This window comes from Brevundimonas sp. NIBR10 (assembly GCF_027912515.1).
Taxonomy (GTDB): Bacteria; Pseudomonadota; Alphaproteobacteria; order Caulobacterales; family Caulobacteraceae; genus Brevundimonas.
On record NZ_CP115464.1, the window covers coordinates 779606 to 802649 of the forward strand.

The window sequence follows — 23044 nt, forward strand, 5'->3', positions numbered from 1 at the left end:
GTCGCCCTTGACCCAGTCCCGCACGGAGCCTTCCATGTCTATCCGCTTCACCCTTTCCCGGACCGCACCGTCCTTGCTGCTTCTGGGCGCCGCCACGGCCGTCCTGTCCGCCGCCTCCACGCCCGCGAAGGCGGATGAGGGCATGTGGACGTTTGACAATTTCCCCATCCAGACGGTGAACGACAAATACGGCACCCACATCGATCAGGCCTGGCTGGACCACGTCCGCAACTCGGCGGTCCGCATCAACGGCTGCTCGGCCTCGCTGGTCTCGGGCGAGGGCCTGATCCTGACCAACTGGCACTGCGTCGTCGGCTGCGCCCAGGAGCTGTCCTCGGCCGAGCATGACTACGTCAAGAACGGTTTCCTGACCGCGACCCGTGAGGAAGAGAAGGAATGCCCCGGCGAGACCGCCGAGATCCTGACCGACATCATCGACGTCACCGACCGGGTGCTGGGCGCCGGCCAGGGCCTGGAGGGCGCGGCCTTCGTCCAGGCGCGCGGCGCCGAGACGACGAAGATCGAGGACGAGAACTGCACCGACAAGGAAACCCAGACCTGCCAGGTCATCAGCTTCTACCGCGGCGGTCGCTACGCCCTGTACAAGTTCCGCAAGTACGAGGACGTCCGCCTGGTCTTCGCGCCGGAAAACCAGGCTGCCTTCTTCGGTGGGGATCCCGACAACTTCAACTTCCCGCGCTACGCCCTGGATAGCGGCTTCCTTCGCATCTATGAGGACGGCAAGCCGGTCTCGACCCCGACCCACCTGACCTGGAACCCGAATCCGCCCAAGGAAGGCGAGGTCACCTTCGTCGCCGGCAACCCGGGCTCGACCTCGCGTCTGCTGACCATGTCGCAACTCGAACGTCTGCGCGATCAGGTGAACCCGATCACCCTGATCCAGGCCTCGGAACTGCGCGGCCGTCTGCAGGAATATGCGACCACCTCGGAAGAGGCCAAGCGGGTTGTGTTCGATCCCCTGTTCGGTCTGGAGAACAGCTTCAAGGTCTATTACGGCCAGGAAGGCGCCCTGACCGACCCGGCCTTCATGGGCAAGAAGCGTGAGGAAGAGGCCGAGCTGCGCGCCCGCGTCGCCGCCGATCCCGCCATCGCCGCCCGCATCGGCGACCCGTGGGGCGATCTGGAGAAGGTCCAGGCCTCGGCCCGCGACCTCTACCTGCCCTACCGCCAGCTGGAAGCTTCGGCTGGCGGCGGCTCGGCCCTGTACGGCTATGCCAAGGCCATCGTCCGCGCCTCGAAGGAGCGCGCCAAGCCGATGGCCGAGCGCCGCGCCGGCTATACCGACGCCGCCCTGGCCCAGACCGCCCGTCGCCTGGCCGAAGTCACCCCGATCGATCAGGGGCTGGAAGAAATCTACCTGACCCACTGGATGCTGAAGACGCGGGAGTACCTGACCGTCGACAACGCCGAGGTGAAGGCCCTGCTCGGCAAGGACGCTCCGGCCGACATCGCCGACCGTCTGGTCACGGGCACGAAGCTGGGCGACCCGGCCGTGCGCGCGCAACTGTTCGCCATGACGCCGGAGCAACTGGCCGCTTCGGGCGACCCGCTGATCGCCTTCGTTTTGGCCAATGACAACGCGGCCCAGGCCGTGCGCGCCCAGTGGGACTCGGCCGTCAACGGCCCGACCGCCAAGGCCGGCGAGAAGATCGCCCAGGCCCGGTTCGCGGTCTACGGCACCAACCTCTATCCGGACGCGACCTTCAGCCTGCGTCTGTCCTACGGCGCCGTCGCCGGCTGGACCTATCGCGGCGTGACCGTTCCGCCCTTCACCTATATGGGCGGCCTCTATGAGCGGGCCACGGGCGCCGAGCCGTTCAACGCGGCCCAGGCCTTCCTCGACAACGAGTCGAAGGTGAACAAGGACACCGTCTACGACTTCGTCTCGACCAACGACATCATCGGCGGCAACTCGGGCTCGCCCGTGATCAACGCCAAGGGTGAAGTCATCGGCGCGGCCTTCGACGGCAACATCCACTCGCTGGGCGGTTCGTTCGGTTACGACGGCACGCTGAACCGGACGGTGACGGTCTCGACCGCCGCCATCACCGAGGCCCTGCGCAACATCTACCACCAGCCCCGTCTGCTCGCGGAACTGGGAGTTCGCTGACGATCAGCCGTCACCTTCTCTCCTTGCCGGAGACGGTGGCGCGCCTCTGGCGACCGGACCGGGGCGTGACCGGACCCTGCGGCTGTCGCAGGGGTTTGAAAATCCCACGTCTGTCCGCTGTCGTCGCCAACGGTCCGGTCGGGATCAGGACGCCCCGGATGTCTCCAGGCCGCTGTTGCGCCCCGCAAAGGTTCGGCCCCTCGTCCGAGCCAAGGGGGCGGTCAGGGCGAAGTGCGCCCGGCCTGGTTTGAAAGGTTGTCTGCGCTCGCAGTCAAAACGCACGAAATGTCGCACCGGCCTTGACCGTTACGATATAATATAACATGAACCCGGCTCTTCCCCGGGGGTATGTTTTTATGTCTTTGTTCCTGCGTTCCGTTTCACGGGCGGCGCTCGCCGTCGCCATCGTCTGTCCCGCCGCCGCAGCTCACGCGTCTGACGAGCCGGTCACCGCCGTGCCGGATGTCGTCGTCACGGCCACGGCGACCAAAAGAACCACGGCCGATGCACCTGCGAGCGTGACCGTCGTGGATCGCGACGCCCTGCAGCGTCGGCCCGTGCAGGACCTGACCGATGTCCTGCGCGATGTGCCGGGCGTGACGGTCAACGGCGCCGGCCTAACCCGTCGCGGCATTTCCATCCGCGGCATGCCGAGCGAACACACGCTGGTCCTGCTCGATGGACGTCGGGTCAATGCGGCCGCCAATGCGATCCAGCACGCGGATTTCGATCTGGGCTGGGTTCCGGCTGAGGCCATCGACCGCGTCGAGGTTGTGCGCGGCCCGATATCCTCCCTCTACGGATCCGAAGCCCTGGGCGGGGTGGTCAATGTGATCACGCGCAGCGCCACGGATGAATGGCTCGGCAGCCTGACGGCCATGGGCGGCCTGCGCGAGGACGGCCGCGGAGGCGAGACCTATTCGATCGGCGCCTACGCCGGCGGCCCGCTGCTTCAGGACCGGCTCGGTCTGAGCCTCTTCGCCGAAAGCAAGGGGCGCGGGAATACGCCCCAGGCCGCCAACGAGCGTCTGTCGGATCTCGAGGATCGCGAGACCCTGACGGGATCAGCCACCCTGAGCTGGACCCCTGATGCGGCGCAGCGGATCGACTTCACCGTGCTGGCCGGACACGACGAGCGCTACCGCGACACCGCCACCACCGCCACCGTCCCGGTCTATTACCGCTATTCCGACAGCGTGGAACGTCGCCAGTATGCGCTGTCGCATACGGGCGAATGGGGGTGGGGCGAGACCGTGATCCGGGCCTATCGCTCGAGCCTGGATCGTGAGAACACGGTGACGGCGGGCCAGACGGCCTCGCGTCCGATCGGCATGCAGGACGACATCGTCGATGGCCGGGCCACCTTCGACCGCCTGGCCGGGCACCGCGTCAGCCTTGGCGGCGAGTGGCGGCGCGAGACGCTGCAGGATCCCGCGGCCTCGACCTCCGGCGACCTCGACGGACAACGCTATGCCCTGTTCGCCCAGGACGAGTGGTCGCTGACCTCTACCCTGTCCCTGACAGGGGGCGCGCGGTTCGATCATCATGAAAAATACGGCTGGCAGACCAGCCCGCGGCTGTACGCCGTCTGGGCCCCTGTCGAAGGATTGACGCTGAAGGCCGGCGGCGGACGCGGGTTCAAGTCGCCCAGCCTCAAGCAGCTGTCGCCGGAATTCGTCACGGTGGCGGCGGCGGGGCGTTTCACCGTCTACGGCAATCCGGATCTGCGGCCGGAGATCGGGGTCTCCTATGAGGCGTCGGCGGAATATCGCCATGACGGCTGGATGGGTCGCGTCGGCGTCTTCGACAATGACATCGAGGATCTGATCGAGACCCGCTGCACCCAGTTCTGCGGCGTACGCGGCCGCGAGGTCCGGCTTTACCAGAACATTTCCCAGGCCCGGATCACAGGACTTGAGGCGGGTGCGGTCGCGCCCTTGCCGGCCGGCTTCATCCTGTCGGCGGACTACACCTATCTCGACAGCCAGAACCGGGACACCGGCGCGCCCCTCTCGGAGCGGCCCGAGCACAGCGGCCATGCGACCCTGCGTTGGCAGCCCGACGACGGCCGCTTCCTCCAGCTGCGCGGCGAATATGTCGGCGAGCAGTTCATGCTGTCGAACTCGATCCAGTACCCGGTCGACGCCTACACCCTGGTCTCCCTGGAGGGTGGCTATCGCCTCGACCCGAAGCTGTGGGTTCGCGCCGGGGTCCAGAATCTCGGTGACGTTCAGATGGCGGAAGAGTCCGCCTACTTCAGCTTCGCCGAGCCGGGGCGGTTCTACTATCTGAGCTTCACGGCGAGCTTCTGATCCATGCGGCGCCTCGTTTGCCTCATGATGCTCGTTCTGCTGACCGGCCTTTCGGCCGCCGGCGGCGCGAGCGCCCAGGGCGCAGACCCGGCCCAGGTCGGCGTCAGGGTCCAGGTGATCGCAAGCGACTTCGTTCTGGCGTCCAAATTCCACCGGCTGGCCGCCTACGCTACAGGCGAAGGGGTCTCGGTGCGCGGCGCGACCGTGTCGACGCTTGGGACCCAGCCCGACTGGGGCGAGGCGGACCTGATCCTGCTGGATACGCCGCGTCCGGCCGATGTCGAGGCCGTGCAGGCCCGGATCGGCGACGCTCTGGACCGCTCGGGCCGCCCCTGGGTCAGGATCGGGGGCGGGCCTCCGGCCTTCGGCGGCCTGCCGCCCGACGTCGCGCGCCGGATCGCGGGCTATTATGCGGCGGGCGGCGAGGCGAACTTCACGGTCCTGTTCCGGTATCTGTCACGGTGGAAGGCCGGGACGTCGGTCGAGGGCTTGCCTGCCCCGGCGCCTCTGGGCGAGGTCGGCTACTACAACCCCGCGACCGCGATCCATGGCGCCGACGGGTTCCGCGCCTGGCTGCAGGGGCGGCCCCTCCGGCCCCGCGTCGCCATCCTGATGTCCGCGTCCAGCGTCGGCGATGACGACACGGCCGTGCATGATGCGCTCATCGCCGCCCTCGACGCCAAAGGGATCGACGGCGTGGGGGTCTGGTTCGACCAGAGAAGCCCGCGAGGCCTGATCGACGCGCTGGCGCCGCTCTCGCCCGATCTGATCGTCAACACCCAGCATATCGTGGCGGGCGGGGCGATGCGCGACCAGCTGGTTGCGCTCGACAGGCCTGTCGTGATGACCTTTTCGTATCGCGAAGGCGACGCGGCCGCCTGGCGGGCGTCGGCGACGGGTCTGTCCAGCCGATCCGCGGCCGCGCTTCTGGCCCCGCCGGAGACCTGGGGCATGAGCGATCCCATGGTGATCTCGGCGGTGGATCACGACGCCCTGGTTCCGATCCCCGAACAGATCGAGGCGGTCGCCGCCCGCGCCGCGCGACTGGTCGCCCTGCGCCGCACGGCCAATGCCGACAAGCACATCGCCTTGATGTTCTGGAACCACCCGGGCGGGGAGGCCAATATCTCGGCGTCCAATCTGAACGTGCCGCGCAGCCTCGAGGCCTTGAGCCAGGACCTCAACGCGGCCGGTTACGCCGTCCCGCCCCTGCCCGAGCGACGCTGGATCGAGGCGGGGCAGGGGATGCTGGGCGTCTTCTACCGTCACGATGAACTGGACGGCCTGATAGGCAAAGGGCTGGCGGTGACCCTGCCGGTCGCGCGCTACCGCGCCTGGTTGAACAGCCTCTCCGCCGATCGCCGTGAGGCCATTGTCGCGCGCTGGGGCGATCCCGGCCGGCATTGGGCGGTCCGCACCATCGACGGGCAGGCGGTCTTCGTCATTCCCGCCTTCCACGACGGCGCCCTGACGGTGTTGCCGCAGCCGCCGCGCGCTGCACGGGTCGGCGAAGCCTATCACGACACGGCCGCGGCCCCGGACCATCTCTATCTGGCCGCCTATCTGTGGGTGCGCGAGACGTCCGGGGCCGACGCCCTGATCCATCTGGGCACCCATGGGACCCAGGAGTTTCTGCCCGGCAAGGACCGCGGTCCTTCGATCGACGACGACGCCCTGATGGTGCTGGGCGACCTGCCCGTGGTCTATCCCTACATCCAGGACAATGTCGGGGAAGCCACCCAGGCCAAGCGTCGGGGACGAGCCGTGGTCGTCAGTCACCAGACCCCGCCGTTTTCGCCGGCCGGGCTGAATGACGAACTCAAGGATCTGCACGCCCTCATCCACCAGGAACTGCAGCTCGACGACGGGCCGGTGAAGGACCAGGTCCGGAAGCAAATCCTTACGCTGGCCCAGACGCGCGGGATCGACGCCGACATGGGCTGGACTCCGGCGGCGGCGAACGCCGACTTCCCGACCTTCTCGGCCCGGCTGCATGACTATCTGCACCAGGTCGGCGGGGCGCCGACGCCGATGGGGCTCCATACCTTCGGTCGTGCGGCCGCGCCGGAGCACCGCCTGACCACCGTGCTGCAGCAACTCGGTCGTCCCTTCTTCGACGCCCTGGGCGCGGACCAGACCGAGACCCTGGCCGAGGACGAGGCGACCTTGCGATCCAGCCCGGCCTTCCGGCTTCTCCAGCATCATCTTCGCGACGGCGCGCCGCCGGACGAGATCGAGGATCTGGCGCTCCGGGCCCAGGTCGAGCGCGCCCTGATGCTCGATCGCCGCCTCGCCGAGACCGGCGAGAGCGAGGCGCTCCTCAAGGCCCTTTCCGGCCGGTTTGTTCTGCCCGGCGAGGGCGGCGACCCGGTGCGCAATCCCGAGGCCGTGGGCGGGCGTAACCTCTACGGGTTTGAGCCGGACAAGGTCCCGGCGCCCGCAGCCTATGAGGCCGCGGCCGGCGGCCTGGACAGTCTGCGCGACAGCTATGCCGCCGAACACCAGGGTCAGCCCCTGACCAAGATGGCGGTCAGCCTGTGGTCGTCCGAGACCATCCGCACCCTGGGCCTGCCGGAGGCCCAGGTGCTGCAGGCCCTGGGCCTGCGTCCCCGCCGGGATGCGGGCGGCCGGGTGACGGCGCTCGACATCATCCCCGCCCAGGAACTGGGCCGCCCGCGCATCGATGTGGTTGTCCACGCCACCGGCGTCTACCGCGATCAGTTCGACGGCTTCCTGCGGCTTCTTGCCGACGCGGTCGAGCGCATCGCGGACCTCGATGAGCCGGGCGATCCGGTCGCCGCCAACAGCCACAAGGCGGCCCGACGGCTGATCGCCGAAGGCGTTTCCCCTGAGGAGGCCGAACGCCTGGGCCGCGCCCGCATCTTCAGCAATGCGCCCGGCGACTACGGCAGCGGACTGCCCGAGGCGGTGCGCGACACCGACGGCTGGGACGACGCCGAGGCCCTGGCCGATCCCTTCCTGGATCGTCTGGGCTATGTCTATGGCGGCGGTAGATGGGGGGACAAACCCACCGGAGGGGCCGGCGTCTTCGCGGCGCAACTCGCTGACGTTCAGGCTGCGACCCTGGCCCGGTCCTCGAACCTGCACGGCGTTCTCTCGACCGACCACGTCTTTGAATATCTGGGCGGTCTGTCCCTGGCCATCCGTCGGGCGGGCGGCGAGGCGCCGTCGCTCTACATCACCGACGCCCGGGCGGGGGCGCCCAAGGCCGTCGCGGCGAGGGACTTCCTCGCCGCCGAAATCCGCAGCCGCTACACCAATCGCGCCTGGATCGAGGCGATGCAGGCCGAGGGCTATGCCGGAACCCTGGCGATCATCGATGTGGCGGACAATCTGTTCGGCTGGCAGGCGACGGCGCCCGGCGTGGTGCGCCCCGACCAGTGGCAGGCCCTGCACGACGTCTATGTCCGCGACGAGCGCGGGCTTGGTCTGCGCCAGTGGTTCCAGACCAACAATCCGACGGCGGAAAGTCAGGTTGTGGAGCGTCTTAAGGATGCGATCCGCAAGGGCTTCTGGTCGCCCGACGCCCGCACGCGCCAGGAGCTCGACGACCGACTGACGGACATCGCCAGGGCTGCGAGCGGCGCCGGAACCGGCTTCGGGCGAGCCTCGGTCGCGACGCCGCGCCCGGGCCGGGCCGCTCAGGCCCCGGCGGCGGCTGAGGCCGCAGAGGCGCCGTCACCGACCCCGAAGCCTGCGGACACCGTTCACGGCCGGGTGCTGGAGAAACTGTCGCCGCCCGCCCTGCTTCCGGCCGCACCCCCGCCCTGGGGCGGCGGACTTCTGCTTCTCGCCCTTCTCGCCGGCGGCGTTAGCCGCCTGTTCGCCTCCCGCCGAAAGTTCGCCCATGCCTCCGTTTGAAGTCGGCCTGTATCAGGTCGCCAGCCTGTTCCTGATTCCGGCCCTGATCCTGATCGTCGCCGCCCTGGCGTTTTCCCTCTTCGCCCTCGGCGCCTTTGCGGTGGAGGCGATGCAGCGGCGGCGGCCGGACTGGCGTGCGCCGCTGTCGCGGCGCCCCGAGACCGCCAGCGATGACCTCGAACTGGTGATCATGAAGGATCTGGAAGGCCTGCGGATCGTCTCGCGCAGCGCGCCGATGCTGGGGCTGGTCGCCACCATGATCCCGATGGGGCCGGCGCTGCTCGCCCTGGGCCGGGGCGACGCCTCCGGCGTGGGTCAGAATATGGTGGTCGCCTTCTCGGGCGTGACGCTGGCCCTGATCGCCGCCAGCATCGCCCACTATGTGCTCACCGTTCGCCGTCGCTGGCTGCTGGGCGACCTCCGGGCGATCGAACGCACCCGGGAGGCCGGCTGATGCGCTTTCTGGAAGAGGATGACGATGATCCCATCGCGGCCGTCGTCAATCTGATCGACGTATTCGTGGTCATCATCGCGGTCCTTTTGGTCGTGCTGGTTCAGAACCCGCTCAGTCCGTTCAACGCCCGCGATCTGGTGGTGGTCGAAAATCCCGGCAAGGCCGACATGCGCATCACCGTCAAGGAAGGCGACGAACTGACCCGTTACGAATCGCGTGGCCAGATCGGGGAAGGCCAGGGGGTCAAGGCCGGTTCGGCCTACCGCTTGCCGGACGGCAAGATGATCTATGTGCCCGAGTAGGCCACGGTGCGCCTGCGGGGGCGCATCCCTGGCCGGCGCCTGCGGATTTGCCCGATCACTGCCTGACGTGCAGGTTGCCTGCCCAAGAGATTTTGAAGCGTGTTCACGGTCGGAGCGCACTCTCCCGGCCAAACAGATCAGGAGACCGACCGTGCCCAGGATCCACCTTACCGCCGTCCTCGCCGCCCTGGCCCCCTCGCTTCTGGCGGCGACCGTCGCCTCCGCCGCGCTCGCCCAAACGGTTCCGCCCGCGCAGGACGACGCCCTGACCGCGTCGAAGACCGAGATCCCGACCGCCTTCCAGCCGGGCGTCCCCGCCGACAACTACGTCCGGCGCGAGGTCATGATCCCCATGCGCGACGGGGTCCGGCTGCACACCGTCATCATCATCCCCAAGGGGCTGACCGATGCGCCGATGATCCTCGATCGCACTCCCTACAACGCCAATCGCCTGACCAACGGCACGGGCAGCACCCATGTGGAGATGCTGGTGCGTCAGGGCTACGGCACCCTGCTGCAGAACGGCTATATCCTCGTCGCCCAGGACGTGCGCGGGAAGTACGGATCCGAGGGCGACTACGTCATGAACCGACCCGTCGTCGGGCCGCTGAACACGACCGGCGTCGATCACGCCACGGACGCCTATGACACCATCGACTGGCTGTCGAAGAACGTGTCCGAGTCCAACGGTCGCGTCGGGACCATGGGCAACTCCTACGACGGCTTCACCGTCACCCAGAGCCTGATCAACCCCCACCCGGCGCTCAAGGCCGCCGTGCCGATGATGGCCATGGTCGACGGCTGGATGGGCGACGACTGGTTCCACAACGGCGCCTTCCGCTGGCTCGGCGCGATCGACTATGCCCTGGGACAGGAGGGCGCGCGCTCGGGCGGCCCGGCCTGGCCCGCCGCCTGTTTCGACGACTATGAGTGCGCCCTGGCCGCGGGCTCGGCGGCCCAGCTGGGCGAGGCCAAGGGGGTTCAGCAGACCGGCTTCTGGAACCAGTTGCTGCGCCACCCGTCCTACGACGCCTGGTGGCAGGCCCAGGCGGTGGACAAGATCCTGGCGACCCAGCCGCTCAAGGTGCCAACCCTCTGGGTCAACGGCCTGTGGGATCAGGAGGACATCTACGGGACGATGGCCGCCTATCGCGCCGTGGAGCCCAAGGACGTCAACAACGACATGAACTTCCTGGTCGCCGGCCCGTGGATGCACGGCGGCGCCTATCGCGACAGTGGCTCCAGCATCGGCCAGGTCCAGTTCGACAGCGCCACCGCCTACTATTTCCAGCGCCACGTCCTGCTGCCCTTCCTCGACGCCCATCTGAAGACCCACGGCGCGCCTGCGGACATCTCGCCGGTGACCCTGTTCGAGTCGGGGCGCAACGAGTGGCGTCACCTGCAGTCCTGGCCGACCGACGTCCCGTCGCGACGCCTCTATCTTCAGGCCGGCAACGGTCTGGGCTTCACCGCTCCGGCGGAAGGCGGCCCATCTGACAGCAACAAGGCCTTCGACGAATACATCTCCGACCCGGCCCATCCGGTGCCCTATATCCAGCGTCCGGTGCGCGGCGACGCCTGGCGGACCTGGCTGGCGACCGACCAGCGCCCCTACAGCGACCGCGCCGATGTCGTGACCTATGTCTCAGAGCCCCTGACCGAGGCGGTGCGCATCTCGGGCAATCCGCAGGTGCATCTGTTCGCCGCGACGACCGGCACGGACTCCGACTGGGTGGTCAAGCTGATCGACGTCTATCCCTCCGAATACTGGCTCCAGCCCGAGATGGGCGGCTATCAGCTGGCGGTGTCGATGGACATCTTCCGCGGCCGCTATCGCGAGAGCCTCAGCGATCCCAAGGCGATCGCGCCCAACCGGCCGCTGGAGTACAAATGGGCCCTGCCGGCGGCCAGCCACACCTTCCTGCCGGGGCACCGGATCATGGTGCAGGTCCAGTCCAGCTGGTTCCCGCTCTACGACCGCAACCCCCAGACCTTCGTGCCGAACATCATGTTCGCCAAGCCCGGGGATTATCGCCGCGCGACCCAGCGGGTCTATCACACCGGCGCCAACGCCACCTTCATCGACCTGCCCCTCGCGGTCGATCAGGCGGGGGAATGACGACCTCCCGCGCTCTGCGCCCTGCGCCCTGCGCCTGCGCGCCGCGCCGAAGTTGAACACTGCCAAGCCGGATGACCCGAACCTCAGGGGCGGCGATCGCGCCGGCCCACGTCAGAATGGAGACGACCATGATCATCCCACACGCCCGCCGTCTGGCCTTGCCCGCCGCTCTTGTCTGGGCGCTCGGCGCCGCAGCGGCGGCCGCCCAGAATGCCGCGCCTGCCGCCAGCGGGTCGCTGGTTTACCAGCAGCCGCCGGCGCCCATCGCCGCCATCCTGGACGCGCGGCCGACGCCGAGCGCCAGCGTCAGCCCGGACAACAAGGTGCTGGCCCTGCTGGACCGGTCCAACCTGCCGACCATCGCCGAACTGGCCGAGCCCCAGCTGAGGCTGGCCGGATACCGCATCAACCCTCGCAACAACGGCCCGGCCAACGCCCGCATCTCCTGGCTGACCGGGCTCAGCTTCCAGTCGGTCGCTGGCGGCGCGGCGCGCGTCGTCGCCCTGCCGGCCGGCGCCCGTTTCACGGCGACGACCTGGTCGCCGGACGGCAAGCGGCTGGCCTTCCTGCTGGACCGGCCCGACGGGCTTGAGCTGTGGGTCGCCGACGTCGCTACCGCCACGGCCACGGCCCTGACCGGCCCGCGCGTCAATGCGGCGGCCGGCGCCGAGATCGACTGGCTGCCCGACAGCTCGGCCATCCTGACCCTGCTGACGCCCGAAGGCCGCGGCGCCGCGCCGGACACCGCCCGCGCCCCGACCGGCCCCACGGTCGCTGAAAGCATGGGACGCGCCGCCCCGGTGCGCACCTATCAGGACCTGCTGACCGATCCGGTCGACGCCGCCCAGTTCGACTATTATTTCACCGTCCAACTGGCCCGGGTCGGCCTGGACGGCCAGATGCGCCTCCTCGGCGCGCCGGGCGTGATCCTGAACGTTTCGGCCTCGCCCGACGGGCGCTTCATCCTCCAGACCGTGGCCAAGGGACCGTGGAGCTATTCGGTCCCGGCGGGCCTGTTCCCGGCCGACGTCTTCGTCACCGACGCCGACGGCAAGCTCGTCCACCGCGTCGCCGACCTGCCGCTGCGTGACGATATCCCGATCGCCTTCGACGCCGTGGCGCCCGGCCCGCGCGCGGCCCAGTGGCGCGCCGACGCCCCGGCGACCCTGGTCTGGGTCGAGGCCCAGGACGGTGGCGATCCGCGCAAACCCGCCGAGGTTCGCGACCGCCTGTTCAGCCTGGCCGCGCCCTTCGACGCCGCGCCCCAGACCCTGGTGAACCTCAAGGAGCGCTACGACGGCGTGCGCTGGGGCCGCAACGATGTCGCCCTGGTCAACAGCCAGTGGTTCAACACCCGCCACGAGACCCGCTACGTCGTCGACCCGTCCCGCCCGGGAACGGCGCGCGTCCTGCTGGAGCGCAACTATCAGGACCGGTACAACAATCCCGGCGATCCGATCCTGGAGCCCAACGCCGCCGGACGTTCGGTGCTTCAGTTCACCGCCGACGGATCGGGCGTGCTGATGACCGGCCCCGGCGCCTCGGCCTCGGGTGAGCATCCCTTCCTGTCCGCGATGAACCTGACCACCGGGCGTTCGACCCGTCTGTGGCAGGCCGCCGAGAACGACTATGAGACGGTGGTCGGCCTCGTCGATCCCACGAGCCGCCGGATCATCACCCGGCGCGAGAGCCGTCTCGATCCGCCGAACCTGCAGATCCGCGACACCCGTAACGGCCGGATCACCCCCCTGACCCGCTTCCCTGACCCGGCGCCGCAGCTGGCCGGGGTGACCCAGCAGTCCATCACCTACACCCGCGACGACGGGGTACAGCTGTCGGGGACCCTCTATCTGCCGGCCGGTTACGACAAGACCCGGGACGGCCCCCTGCCGATGCTGATGTGGGCCTATCCCGCCGAGTTCACCGGACGCCGCCGTCGCCGGTCAGGTCGTCGGCACGGGCAACCGTTTCGTGCGGCCCGGCGGCTCCAGCCACCTGTTCCTGCTGACCCAGGGCTATGCGATCCTGGACAACCCCTCCATGCCGATCATCGGCAAGGACGGGGCCGAGCCCAACGATACCTACGTCGCCCAGCTGACGGCGGACGCGAAGGCGGCCGTCGATGCGGTGGTGGCCATGGGCGTCGCCGACCGCGACCGCATCGCCGTCGGCGGCCACAGCTACGGCGCCTTCATGACCGCCAACCTGCTGGCCCACACCGATCTGTTCCGCACCGGCATCGCGCGTTCCGGCGCCTATAACCGCACCCTGACGCCGTTCGGCTTCCAGTCCGAACAGCGCGACTACTGGGAGGCGACGGGCGTCTATACGGAGATGTCGCCCTTCACCTACGCCAACCGGTTCAACGAGCCGATCCTGCTGATCCACGGTGAGGCCGACGACAACTCGGGCACCTTCCCGATCCAGTCGGAGCGGTTCTACGCGGCGCTCAAGGGCAATGGGGCGACGGTGCGCTATGTCGTCCTGCCGCTGGAAACCCACGGCTATCGCGCGCGGGAATCTGTTGGCCATACCCTGTGGGAAATGACCCGCTGGCTGGACCAGTATGTGAAGAACGCGCCGCCCCGCGCGGCGCCGGCCACGCGCTAGGACCGCGTCCATCCCCGGACCCCGGATTTTGAGCCGGGGTCCGGGATGGACGGCTGTGTCAGGCCGCGGTCACCAGATTGCGCTGGGTCCCGAGATCCAGCGCGCCATCGCTGCTGGCGATCGAGGTCTCGACCACGTCGCCGGGTTGCAGATAGGCCTCCACTCCGCTCTGGCTTTTGAGGAAGGCCGCGAACCGCGCCCTGGCCGGCAAGAAGCCGGCGAGCGCGATCTTCAGTTTGGACGGCGCCTTGATGGCGACCCCCGCCGGCGTCCCTGTGGCGATCAGATCCCCAGGCTTGAGGTCGCGGATCTGCGAGAGCTCCGTGAGCGTCTGATAGGGGTCGAACAGCATCTCGCTCGCCTGGGCGCGCTGGCGGACCCCGCCGTTGACCTTCAACTGGAGCACCAGGTCCGCCCAGCGGAGGCTTTCACCGGCCTCCGGAACCACGAGGAAGGGTCCCGTCGGCCCGAACGTGCGATAGCTCTTGGCCTTGTGGAACTGCTCGTGGCTGACCTGGACGTCGCGTGCGGACACATCATTGGTGATCACCCATCCCACGACATAATCCGCCAGATTGGCGGGCGTGACCAGGACGGGGCCCGTAACCGGGCGGCCGATGACCAGACCCAGCTCAACCTCATAGTCGAGCAGCCTGACGTGGGCGGGGCGCACGATCGGGGTGTCGGGCGGGGCCAGGCAGGATGAGGCCTTGGTGAAGAAGACGTTCGCAAGCACATCGGCCCGGGTGCGCCCGATCTCGCGGATATGGCTCTCATAGTTCGAGGCCTGGCAGATGAAATCCCCATCAGACGTCACCGGGCTCAGGATCTGGACAGCATCGAGGCGCAGGGTGGCCCGGGCGTCGGCGCCAAGCGCCCTGGCCGCCTGCAAACCGCCGTCGGTGATGAAGGCGCCGGTCGTCGCAAATGCGCCCCTCAAGGGAATGAGGCCGCCCTGACGATGGACGGCCCAGGCCGGGCCGGTCTCGGATTGGTACCGAACGATCTGAATGGCCATGGGAGAGGTCTCCAACCTTAGTGTCTGGCCCACGGACGGGGCGGTTTCTGGATGATCTTCAACAAGGCGAACATGCGCGCGAAGGTCATTTCCGGGCTGCGACGGACATTGCGGATCGCGCGCCAGAGAAAGGCCGGCGTGATCCGGGGCGCCTCGAAGTCTGCGGGCAGGGGCGGCCCCCACTGGTACAGACCGCCGCTGGTCAGGGGGGTGACATCGGTGGGACGCGCCGCCGTGAACATGTCGCTGTCGACGAAATGTTCGACCTTGTCGCCCCAGGGATCGCGCCAGTAGTCGAACAACTGGCTGCCCAGGAGATGGCGACCGACGCCCCAGGCGTGGGTCCAGCCTCGCGAGAGCAGGTGTTCCTGGCCCATGGCGATGTCATCGACATCGATGCATTCGAACGCGCAGTGGCTATAGCCGTTCTCCACGTTCTGCACGAGCACGAGCGTGTGGTGGTCGGTGGGCTCGTCGCCCCGGTCGCAGCGCAGGAAGACGATTGCGGCGTCGCCGTCGGGCAGGGTCTGGATGTCGGACGGGATCAGACCGAAGGTGTCGATGTACCACCGCACCGAGCGGAAGAAGTCGACGACATTGATGACCACATGGCCGAGGCGCAGCACATTGGACGGTCCTGCCGGCGGCCGCTGCATGGCGTTGAGGCGACGGCGCGGCGTCGTCAGGTTCTGATCCAGCGGGAGACGGTCGGGGGAAGGGGCTCTGGGCGGTCCGAAAACTCCCCGCACGTCATTGCCCGCAGGATCCTTCAGGCGAACCTGCAGGCCTTCGGGCCAGTCTTCGGCCGGCTCCACCGGCCCGGAGCCGGGCAAGCCGGCCAGAGCCTCCAGATCGGCGGGCGAGGCCATGGCCAGACTGAAGCCCAGGAAGACGGGGCGGGGGCCCTGCTCGGCGATGTAGCAGGGACCGTAGCCGCCCGCGGCGCTGAAGCTGCGGCGGCGGGCCGAGGGCTCACCGCCTGAAGGCCCGGCCAGAAGGCCGAAGTCGCCCAGGAAGGCGGTTGTCCGGTTCAGATCCGGGCGCACGAAACGGACATTGGCGATGTCCCGGGCCCTGGCGACGGGGGCGGTCGCGCGCGCCATGCGCGGATCGGGCGAAGTCATAAGGCGCGCTCCTGGGCGGCGGCCGCAGGGGACGCGGCCAGAGTGACGTCAGCGGGAAAGGCGTAGGCGGCCAGTCGTGACCGCAGTTCGTCGGCCTGGCTGCGCGCCTCAATGGTGGCGGTCAGGCCACGACGCGCATCCTGGGTCACCGCCACGGAGACGAGGTCAGCCGCCGCCTCACAGGCCTCGGCGCGAACGACGCTCTCGATCTCGCGGGCGTTCAGATCCGGTTTGAAAATCTTGCCCACGGCGGTCAGCGGCAGGGCGTCGATGATCGTGATGGTTTTCGGATGGGCGGCGCGTTCGGGAATGGTCTCGCGAGCGAAAGCCAGCAAATCCTCGACGTCCGCGCTCTGGCCCGGACGGAGCTGGACATAGGCGACCGGGACCTCGCCGGCATGCGGGTCGGGCCTTGCCACCGCCGCGGCCAGGGCGACGGCCGGGTGCCGCATCAGGGCGTCCTCAATCGCCTTGGGGTCGATATTGTGCCCGCCGCGGATGATCAGTTCTTTCTTGCGGCCGGTGAGCCAGAAATAGCCGTCGGCGTCCTGGCGAGCGAGGTCGCCGGTATTCAACCAGCGTCGGCCCTGCCGTTCGATCCACAGACCCGCTTCATGGCTCGGGTCGAGGTAGCCGGCGAAGACATTGGGGCCATGGATGGCCAGGACGCCGGTTTCCTCGGGCGCGGCGTCGCGCACGAACCGTCCGGCCTCGTCGAGAACGACGACCCGCATGTCCTGATAGGGCAGCCGCAGGCCGATCGATCCGATCCGCTTGTCGCCGCCTGGCGGATTGATGCTCGAGGTGCAGGCGCCTTCGGTCAGGCCGTAGCCCTCCAGGATATCCAGCCCGGTTTGCGTCCTGAAGGCGTCAAACAGTTGCAACGGCATCGGCGCGGCGCCGCACAGCGCGAAAGACAGGCTCGAAAGGTCGCGACCGGCGACCGGTTGCTGACCCAGGGCCGCATAGACTGTCGGCACCCCGGAGAAGGCGGACAGGCTGTGATGTTCGACAAGTTCCCAGAAGCGCGGGATGACACCCTCGCCCCGGTAGCCCTGAGGCGTCCCGATCAGGACGTGGGCGCCGGCGCCGAACGCCGCCAGTCCCGTGACCAGCTGGCCGTTGACGTGGAACAGGGGCAGGCCCGCGAAGATCGTCGCGCCCGGTTTGAAGCCGTCCGTGAACAGGGCCATCGCCCAGGCGTCGAACACTTCGGATCCGTGTGTGCGCCGGGCGATCTTGGGCAGGCCGGTCGTGCCGCCGGTGCAGAAATACGAGGCGATGTCCGTCGCGACGGGCGCGGGAAAGGCGAGGGCGTCGCCCTGCTGCTTGCCCAGTTCACGGCGAAAATCACGAACCTCGATCCGTCCGATCCGACCGGGTCGCCCCGCCGCCCTGGCCCGGACGAGCCACCGCGCCGGCCCGTGCGCGTAGGCCGAGACGTCGACCGCCAGGATGTGGGTCAGGGTCTCGACGCGGGCGGCGGCCTGGGCCGCCTTGTTCCAGATGTCCGATCCCGGCGTCGGCGCCAGGGTGACGAGGACCCGCGCGCGTGCGGCGTCCAGAAGGGACACGATCTGATCGACGTCGAGCATGGGGTTGATCGCAAGGACGATACCGGCCGCTTCCCCGCCCCAGATCGTCAGATGGGTTTCCGGCAGGTTCGGCAGCAGAAAGGCCACGACATCCCCGCGACCGATCCCCAGGCCTCGAAACAGATTGGCCGCGCGGGTGATGTCACGCAGGAGGGCGGTGTGGGTCAGGGTCGTGAGGCGTCGGTGATCGGCGGTCCTCAGAAAAAAGGACAGGGCCGGCGCCCGGGGCGCCAGGGCGGCGCCGCGAGCGATCATCGCATAGGTGCTGTCGGGCAGCTGACGCGCCTCCAGCGGCGTGCGTTCGAGCGCCTCGATGTCCGCCAGACGGGCGACGGCGCTCAACGGGCGGCCCCGAGCAAGGGCTCCAGATCGGCCCAGGCGATCGCACGCGCCTCCTCGGCGGACAGGCCCAGGGCCTTGAGAAGCAAGGTGGCCAGTTCCGATCCCGCTTCTCGCCAGGTGCGCTCGCCCTCGATGACCATCAGGATGGCCGACAGGACGGATCCGGCGATCAGACCCAGGACCGTGGGAAGTTCGTCGGTCGTGACGGCATAGCGTCCGATGGCGACGCCGTGGGCGATGTCCGCCGCAGGCGGCGCGTTCATGATGGCCCGGAGATTGCGATCGTTCAGGGCGAACCGGACGATGAACCGGCCCCAGTGGGGCTCCAGATGGGCGCGGCGGACGAACAGCCGAACGCCGACGCTCAGACGTTCGGCAGGATCATCGATTTCGGCTGCCCGGGCCACGACTTCGTCGTGCATCTCGCGCGCCATATCGACGACGATCTCCTCGTACAGCCGGTCCGGATCCGGGACGTTGTTGTAGATGGTCCCGCGCGCCATGCCCGCCGCCTGGGCGAGTTCGCTGATGTTGACCTGCGCCGAACCGCTTTCCGCGAAGAGGCGGATAGCGGCGTCCTGAATGCGTTCGCGGGCGATCGTCCGTGCCGTCATACCTAAGCCTTGTACATCGTTGACAGGTTTTGAACATTCGTGTTCAACCGCGTCAAGTCCCTGAGCGGTTGGGTGAGAATCTAGCATGTCCGACATCATCGAATGCGACGTAGCCATCGTCGGTCTGGGGCCGACGGGGGCCATGCTGGCCAATCTGCTGGGGCCCAAGGGCTGGCGCGTCGTCGGGCTGGAGCGCGACGCCGACATCTACTACGCGCCCCGCGCCGTGCATTTCGACGATGAGATCATGCGCAACTTCCAGCTCGCCGGACTGTCGGACGAGATCGGGCGTACGAGCGAACCGTTCGCCGACATGGCCTTTCGCCTGACGGCGAAAGGGCGGCCGGCGATGCGGACCGTGATCGGAAACCAGGACAGACGTTACGGCCACGCCGGCGCCTGGTGGTTCCATCAACCCACCCTTGAGAAGCATCTGCGCGACGGGCTGACACGGTTCGGCGCGGTTCAGGCCTTTTACGGCGCCGAGGTCGTGGAACTTGCCCAGCACGATCACACCGTGGATGTCGTCGCCAGGATCGGGGGGGACCTTCGCACTGTGCGCGCTCGCTATGTGATCGGGTGTGACGGCGGCCGCAGCTTCGTCCGCCGTCAGGCCGGCCTGGTGCTGGACAGCGCCGATTTCGACGAGCCGTGGGTGGTGGTCGACGCCAAGGCGCGTTGCGGCGGCAAGGATCCCACCCTGGCGGCGGACCACTTCCAGGTCTGCGATCCGCGCCAGCCGGTGACCTATGTCCCGATGGCGGGACCCTATTACGAATGGCAGTTCATGGTGACCGGAGGACGCTCCGAAAAGGAGGCGACGGACCCCGCCTTCGTACGCCGTCAGCTGCGCGACTATGTCGACCTCGACCGGATCGATATCACCCGGATCGCCTTCTACCGGTTTCATGCGTTGTGGGCGCGAACCTGGCGCAGGGGCGGGATCCTGCTGGCCGGCGATTCCGCCCACCAGATGCCGCCTTTCCTGGGTCAGGGCATGTGTTCGGGGATCCGCGACGCGGTCAGCCTGGCCTGGCGGCTCGACCTGGTTCTCGGGGGGCAGGCCGACGAGACGGTCCTCGATGACTATGAGGCCGAGCGCTCCGCCCATGTCCGTCACATCATCAACGGGGCCATGTTCCTCGGCAATGTGATCCAGACCCGGCGCCGCGCCGTTGCGGTGGCGCGTAACGCCCTGCTCTTCGCATTGCCCCAGGCGATCCCCCCCTGAAGGCGGTCGTCTACGCCCTGGCCAACCGCAAGCGACCCCTGGAGTGCGGCTTTATCGGACAGGTTCGGCCGCGGCTCGCGGGTCGGCTGCTGATCCAGCCCGAGGTGATCTGGAAAGGGGCGCCCCACCCGCTGGACGACGCCCTGGGAGACGGGTTCGTCGTGCTCGTCCGTCAGGGCGCCGCGATCCCCGCCCGCATCCGGGCGGCCTTCCATCATCCGGTCACCCTGGTCAGCGTCGGCGTCGACGACAGCGCAGACGTCATCGATTCCAGCGGCGCGCTGCTGCGCTTCATGCGTCGGGAGCGCTGCGATCTGATCCTTGTCAGGCCTGACCGCTATGTTTTCGACGGCGGCCGGATGTCGGATCTGGCCCGGATCGCCGCCGCCTTCAACGCCCGCTTCGTCGCGGACCAGACCCTGGCCCTCGCCGCATGATCGAGGTCCCTGTCCTGATTTCCGGCGGCGGCCCTGTCGGCCTGACCCTGGCCCTGTGTCTCAGCCAGCAGGGAATCCGGTCCCTGCTCGTGAACGAGAGAACGGCGACGACCACCCATCCCAAGCTGGATGTGGTGAACTGTCGCTCGATGGAAATCTATCGCCAGCTGGGCCTGGCGGACGCCGTCCGGGCGGCGGGAAATCCTCTTCACGCCAACACCTTCAGCGCGATCGCGGCCAGCGGATCGGGGCCGGTCTATGGGGTGATGCGAGACCGTCATATTGTCTACCGCCCGGTCGCGGAGGCGCGGCGCGAGATCGCCGGGGACCTCGACGGCGCGCTTCCGCTGGAGCCGATGCAGCGGATCGCCCAGATGAACCTTGAGCCCGTCCTGCTGGCGGCGGCCCAGGCCGATCCGAACATCGAGGTCCGGTTCGGCTGGAGCCTGTTCGGGTTCGAACAGTATGAGGATCGGGTGGTCGCCCATATCCATGCCGTCGACGGCGGCGGACAGGACCAGGTGGTCAGCGGCTATCTCGTGGGTTGCGACGGTCCCGCCAGCCGCGTGCGAAACTTTCTCAACATCGACTACGACGGCGTCCGCGATCTCCTGGGCGAGCTGTTCATCATCCACATCCGGTCCAGCGCGGTTGCGGCCCTCTACCCCGAGGGCGAACCCTACTGGCACATGTGGCTGGCCCGTCCCGGGTTCAGCGGCCTTCTGGTGTCTCCGGACGCAAGCAAGGACGACTATGTCATCCATCGCCCGTTCCCGCCCTTGCCGGGCGAGAGCCTGGAAGACATCGTGGTCGCCGCTCTCGGCGTCGCGGTCGATTTCGAGATCGTCCAGGCGGGGCCGTGGCGGCCGCAGTTTCTGGTCGCCGACGGGTTCGGCCGCGGTCGCGTGCTGATCGCGGGCGATGCGACCCACCAGTATATGCCCACCGGCGGCCTGGGCATGAACACCGGGATCACCGAGGCTCACAACCTCGCCTGGAAGCTGGCGGCGTCGCTCAAGGGCTGGGGCGGCCCGGATCTGGTCGACAGCTATGAGGCCGAAAGGCTGCCGGTGGCCCGGCGCAACCGCGCCCACGTCAAGGCCTGCGCGGCGGCGGCGTTCGAGGCCAATTTCGACATCGCCGACGATGTTCTGGACGACACGCCTTCGGGCCAGGCGGCGCGTGACCGCCTCGCCGCGGGGCTGACCGACAAGATCTCGCGGATGTACGAGTCGCTCGGCATCGAACTGGGCTACCGCTATGAAGGCTCACCCGTCGTGATCGCGGAGCAGGACGGGCCCGAGCCTTCGCCGGAACGGGCCTATATCCCGACCGCGACCCCCGGGGCGCGATTGCCGAGCCTGTACCGCGAGGACGGCGCGCCGTTGTTCGACGCGCTCGATCCCGCCGGCTTCACCCTTCTGGTCGGCGATGCGGCGTCGCCCGAACGCTTCCTCAAGGCGGCGGACAGGCTCGATGTCCCGATCCGCGTGGTGCAGGTCGGCGCAGGCCCCGCCCGGACTGTTCTCGCTGCGCACTACGTCCTGGTCCGGCCTGATCAGCACGTCGCTTGGCGGGGCGACGTCATCGAAGACGCCATGGCCGTTCTCAGGACGGCGACAGGTCGGCTGCGGGAGAGCGCCCATGTTTGACCGAGTGAAGCTGGCGTTCCTGCTGCGCCTGTCCGCCTGGCTCGTTCGTCGGGGCGCCCGCCGGTCCGTCCGTCTGGCCGAGATGTTGGCCGAGGAGGACTTCACGATGCAAGTCCGCACCGAAGGCGGCGCCGGCGGTCATTTTCAGCTCAGGGACGGGTCATTCCGCTTCATCGGGCGGCTGCACGACGCGCCCGATTTCGAACAGGTCTGGCGCAGTCCCGCTGATGCGGTGCGGGTGATGACCAGCCCGGACGAGAGCGCGATGAACCGGGCCTTCCACGATCGGCTGTGTCGGATGAGCGGCCGGTTCGTCATCGCCCTGTGGTTCAACGAAGCCACCAAGATCGCCATCCGGCCCGCCGCCTGATGCCGCCCCCTCCGTCGCGCAACCCGGATGTCCGCTCATGACCGCCTCCTCCGACTTCGCCGGTCGCATCGTCCTGATCACCGGCGGCACCAGCGGCATCGGCCTCAGCCTGGCGCGCGCCCTGGATGCGTCCGGTGCGAAGGTTCTGATCTGCGCCCGTAATCCGGCGGGGATCGAGGCGGCCAGATCCGGGCTCAAACAGGCGGACGGCTTTGTCTGCGATGTGGCGGATCCCGCCCAGGTCGCCGCCATGCTGGAGGCGATCCGCGAGCGTTACGGACGGCTGGACATTCTCGTCGCCAATGTCGGGGGGCTTTCGGAGTTTGACTTCACGGCCGCGCCGCTCGAGGCGGCCGCGCTGACCCGCGAACTGGAGCTCAACCTCGTGGCGCCGGTGCTTCTGGTCAACCAGGCCCTGCCGTTGCTCAGACTGGGGTCGCGGCCGAGCCTGGTCATGCTCGGCTCGGGATTCGGCTGGTCGCCCTCACGACGCGCGCCCCTCTATTCGGCGGCCAAGGCCGGCATCCGCGCCTTTGTGGTGTCGCTGAGACTGCAACTCGCCCCGCTGGGCGTCCACGTCATGGAGGTGGTGCCTCCGACGGTGGACACCCCCGCGGTGGCGCATCGGTCGGCGCCCAAGATTTCGGCGGACACGATGGCGGCCGCCATCGTCAAGGGATTGCGGCGTCGCTCGCGGGAGGCCTTCGCCGGCCAGACCCGGGCCATGCCGCTGATGCTGAGGCTCGCGCCCCGGCTGCTCGAACGCATCACTGGCAAATCATGAAGGAGGGCCGGCCCGGCGCCGGAAAAAACGACCACTGATCCTCTCCCATTCGGGCAAGCACAAAGGT

17 protein-coding genes are annotated in these 23044 nt (G+C 68.5%); 13 read left to right on the forward strand and 4 right to left on the reverse strand.

Features of this window, described 5'->3' with window-relative positions; genetic code table 11:
• Positions 1–34 precede the first annotated feature (34 nt).
• The 8 genes from O5K39_RS03780 (at position 35) to O5K39_RS19545 (ending at position 13810) form a co-directional block, all read left to right on the forward strand.
• A complete protein-coding gene (locus tag O5K39_RS03780; protein ID WP_271145952.1) occupies positions 35–2131 on the forward strand; it encodes a S46 family peptidase in 2097 nt (698 codons plus the stop codon).
• Positions 2132–2487: 356 nt separating this feature from the next.
• Positions 2488–4443 carry a TonB-dependent receptor gene (locus O5K39_RS03785; RefSeq protein WP_271145953.1) on the forward strand — a complete coding sequence of 652 codons (1956 nt, stop codon included), beginning with the start codon at positions 2488–2490 and terminating at the stop codon, positions 4441–4443.
• A gap of 24 nt (positions 4444–4467) precedes the next feature.
• Positions 4468–8325, forward strand: a complete 3858-nt coding sequence (cobN, locus tag O5K39_RS03790; RefSeq protein ID WP_271145954.1) for a cobaltochelatase subunit CobN — start codon at positions 4468–4470, stop codon at positions 8323–8325.
• Positions 8312–8779 (forward strand): MotA/TolQ/ExbB proton channel family protein, encoded by a 468-nt coding sequence (locus O5K39_RS03795; RefSeq protein ID WP_271145955.1) that lies wholly within the window; start codon positions 8312–8314, stop codon positions 8777–8779. Before cobN ends, O5K39_RS03795 begins: the two co-directional genes overlap by 14 nt.
• Positions 8779–9081, forward strand: coding sequence for a DUF2149 domain-containing protein (locus O5K39_RS03800; protein WP_271145956.1), 303 nt, complete (start codon positions 8779–8781; stop codon positions 9079–9081). Before O5K39_RS03795 ends, O5K39_RS03800 begins: the two co-directional genes overlap by 1 nt.
• A gap of 151 nt (positions 9082–9232) precedes the next feature.
• The gene (locus O5K39_RS03805) at positions 9233–11200 is read left to right on the forward strand and encodes a CocE/NonD family hydrolase (RefSeq protein ID WP_271145957.1); all 1968 of its coding nucleotides are present in this window, start codon (positions 9233–9235) and stop codon (positions 11198–11200) included.
• Positions 11201–11328: 128 nt separating this feature from the next.
• Positions 11329–13461: a S9 family peptidase gene (locus tag O5K39_RS03810; protein WP_348637123.1), complete on the forward strand. Its 2133-nt coding sequence runs from the start codon at positions 11329–11331 to the stop codon at positions 13459–13461.
• On the forward strand, positions 13361–13810 hold the full coding sequence (locus tag O5K39_RS19545) for a prolyl oligopeptidase family serine peptidase (RefSeq protein WP_348637137.1): 450 nt from the start codon (positions 13361–13363) through the stop codon (positions 13808–13810). The genes O5K39_RS03810 and O5K39_RS19545 overlap by 101 nt, the downstream gene beginning before the upstream one ends.
• A gap of 58 nt (positions 13811–13868) precedes the next feature.
• On the opposite strand, the gene O5K39_RS03815 is transcribed toward O5K39_RS19545, so the two are convergent.
• Genes O5K39_RS03815 through O5K39_RS03830 form a run of 4 tightly spaced genes read right to left on the reverse strand, consistent with a single transcriptional unit; the run spans position 13869 to position 18503 of the window.
• The gene (locus O5K39_RS03815; protein ID WP_271145958.1) at positions 13869–14828 is read right to left on the reverse strand and encodes a fumarylacetoacetate hydrolase family protein; all 960 of its coding nucleotides are present in this window, start codon (positions 14826–14828) and stop codon (positions 13869–13871) included.
• 17 nt (positions 14829–14845) lie between these two features.
• A complete protein-coding gene (locus tag O5K39_RS03820; RefSeq protein ID WP_271145959.1) occupies positions 14846–15952 on the reverse strand; it encodes a VOC family protein in 1107 nt (368 codons plus the stop codon).
• On the reverse strand, positions 15949–17889 hold the full coding sequence (locus O5K39_RS03825) for an acyl-CoA synthetase (RefSeq protein WP_271145960.1): 1941 nt from the start codon (positions 17887–17889) through the stop codon (positions 15949–15951). The genes O5K39_RS03820 and O5K39_RS03825 overlap by 4 nt, the downstream gene beginning before the upstream one ends.
• Complete coding sequence (locus O5K39_RS03830) at positions 17886–18503, reverse strand: TetR/AcrR family transcriptional regulator (RefSeq protein WP_271145961.1); 618 nt, start codon at positions 18501–18503, stop codon at positions 17886–17888. Before O5K39_RS03830 ends, O5K39_RS03825 begins: the two co-directional genes overlap by 4 nt.
• A gap of 85 nt (positions 18504–18588) precedes the next feature.
• Here O5K39_RS03830 and O5K39_RS03835 point away from each other — a divergent pair, with 85 nt between their 5' ends.
• The 5 genes from O5K39_RS03835 to O5K39_RS03855 all read left to right on the forward strand — a co-directional run bounded on the left by O5K39_RS03835 (position 18589) and on the right by O5K39_RS03855 (position 22977).
• Entirely contained in the window at positions 18589–19734 is a 1146-nt protein-coding gene (locus O5K39_RS03835; RefSeq protein ID WP_271145962.1) for a bifunctional 3-(3-hydroxy-phenyl)propionate/3-hydroxycinnamic acid hydroxylase, read from the forward strand.
• A 104-nt stretch (positions 19735–19838) separates the two neighbouring features.
• The gene (locus tag O5K39_RS03840) at positions 19839–20171 is read left to right on the forward strand and encodes a hypothetical protein (protein ID WP_271145963.1); all 333 of its coding nucleotides are present in this window, start codon (positions 19839–19841) and stop codon (positions 20169–20171) included.
• On the forward strand, positions 20168–21823 hold the full coding sequence (locus O5K39_RS03845) for an FAD-dependent monooxygenase (protein ID WP_271145964.1): 1656 nt from the start codon (positions 20168–20170) through the stop codon (positions 21821–21823). Before O5K39_RS03840 ends, O5K39_RS03845 begins: the two co-directional genes overlap by 4 nt.
• On the forward strand, positions 21816–22193 hold the full coding sequence (locus O5K39_RS03850; protein ID WP_271145965.1) for a hypothetical protein: 378 nt from the start codon (positions 21816–21818) through the stop codon (positions 22191–22193). The genes O5K39_RS03845 and O5K39_RS03850 overlap by 8 nt, the downstream gene beginning before the upstream one ends.
• Positions 22194–22230: 37 nt before the next feature.
• Entirely contained in the window at positions 22231–22977 is a 747-nt protein-coding gene (locus O5K39_RS03855; RefSeq protein WP_271145966.1) for an SDR family NAD(P)-dependent oxidoreductase, read from the forward strand.
• The last annotated feature ends 67 nt before the right edge of the window (positions 22978–23044 follow it).

Coding starts and splice junctions, on each gene's coding strand:
- O5K39_RS03780 (WP_271145952.1), top strand. CDS start 35: ATGTCTATCCGCTTCACCCTTTCCCGGACCGCACCGTCCTTGCTGCTT.
- O5K39_RS03785 (WP_271145953.1), top strand. CDS start 2,488: ATGTCTTTGTTCCTGCGTTCCGTTTCACGGGCGGCGCTCGCCGTCGCC.
- cobN (WP_271145954.1), top strand. CDS start 4,468: ATGATGCTCGTTCTGCTGACCGGCCTTTCGGCCGCCGGCGGCGCGAGC.
- O5K39_RS03795 (WP_271145955.1), top strand. CDS start 8,312: ATGCCTCCGTTTGAAGTCGGCCTGTATCAGGTCGCCAGCCTGTTCCTG.
- O5K39_RS03800 (WP_271145956.1), top strand. CDS start 8,779: ATGCGCTTTCTGGAAGAGGATGACGATGATCCCATCGCGGCCGTCGTC.
- O5K39_RS03810 (WP_348637123.1), top strand. CDS start 11,329: ATGATCATCCCACACGCCCGCCGTCTGGCCTTGCCCGCCGCTCTTGTC.
- O5K39_RS03815 (WP_271145958.1), bottom strand. CDS start 14,828: ATGGCCATTCAGATCGTTCGGTACCAATCCGAGACCGGCCCGGCCTGG.
- O5K39_RS03820 (WP_271145959.1), bottom strand. CDS start 15,952: ATGACTTCGCCCGATCCGCGCATGGCGCGCGCGACCGCCCCCGTCGCC.
- O5K39_RS03830 (WP_271145961.1), bottom strand. CDS start 18,503: ATGACGGCACGGACGATCGCCCGCGAACGCATTCAGGACGCCGCTATC.
- O5K39_RS03835 (WP_271145962.1), top strand. CDS start 18,589: ATGTCCGACATCATCGAATGCGACGTAGCCATCGTCGGTCTGGGGCCG.
- O5K39_RS03845 (WP_271145964.1), top strand. CDS start 20,168: ATGATCGAGGTCCCTGTCCTGATTTCCGGCGGCGGCCCTGTCGGCCTG.
- O5K39_RS03850 (WP_271145965.1), top strand. CDS start 21,816: ATGTTTGACCGAGTGAAGCTGGCGTTCCTGCTGCGCCTGTCCGCCTGG.
- O5K39_RS03855 (WP_271145966.1), top strand. CDS start 22,231: ATGACCGCCTCCTCCGACTTCGCCGGTCGCATCGTCCTGATCACCGGC.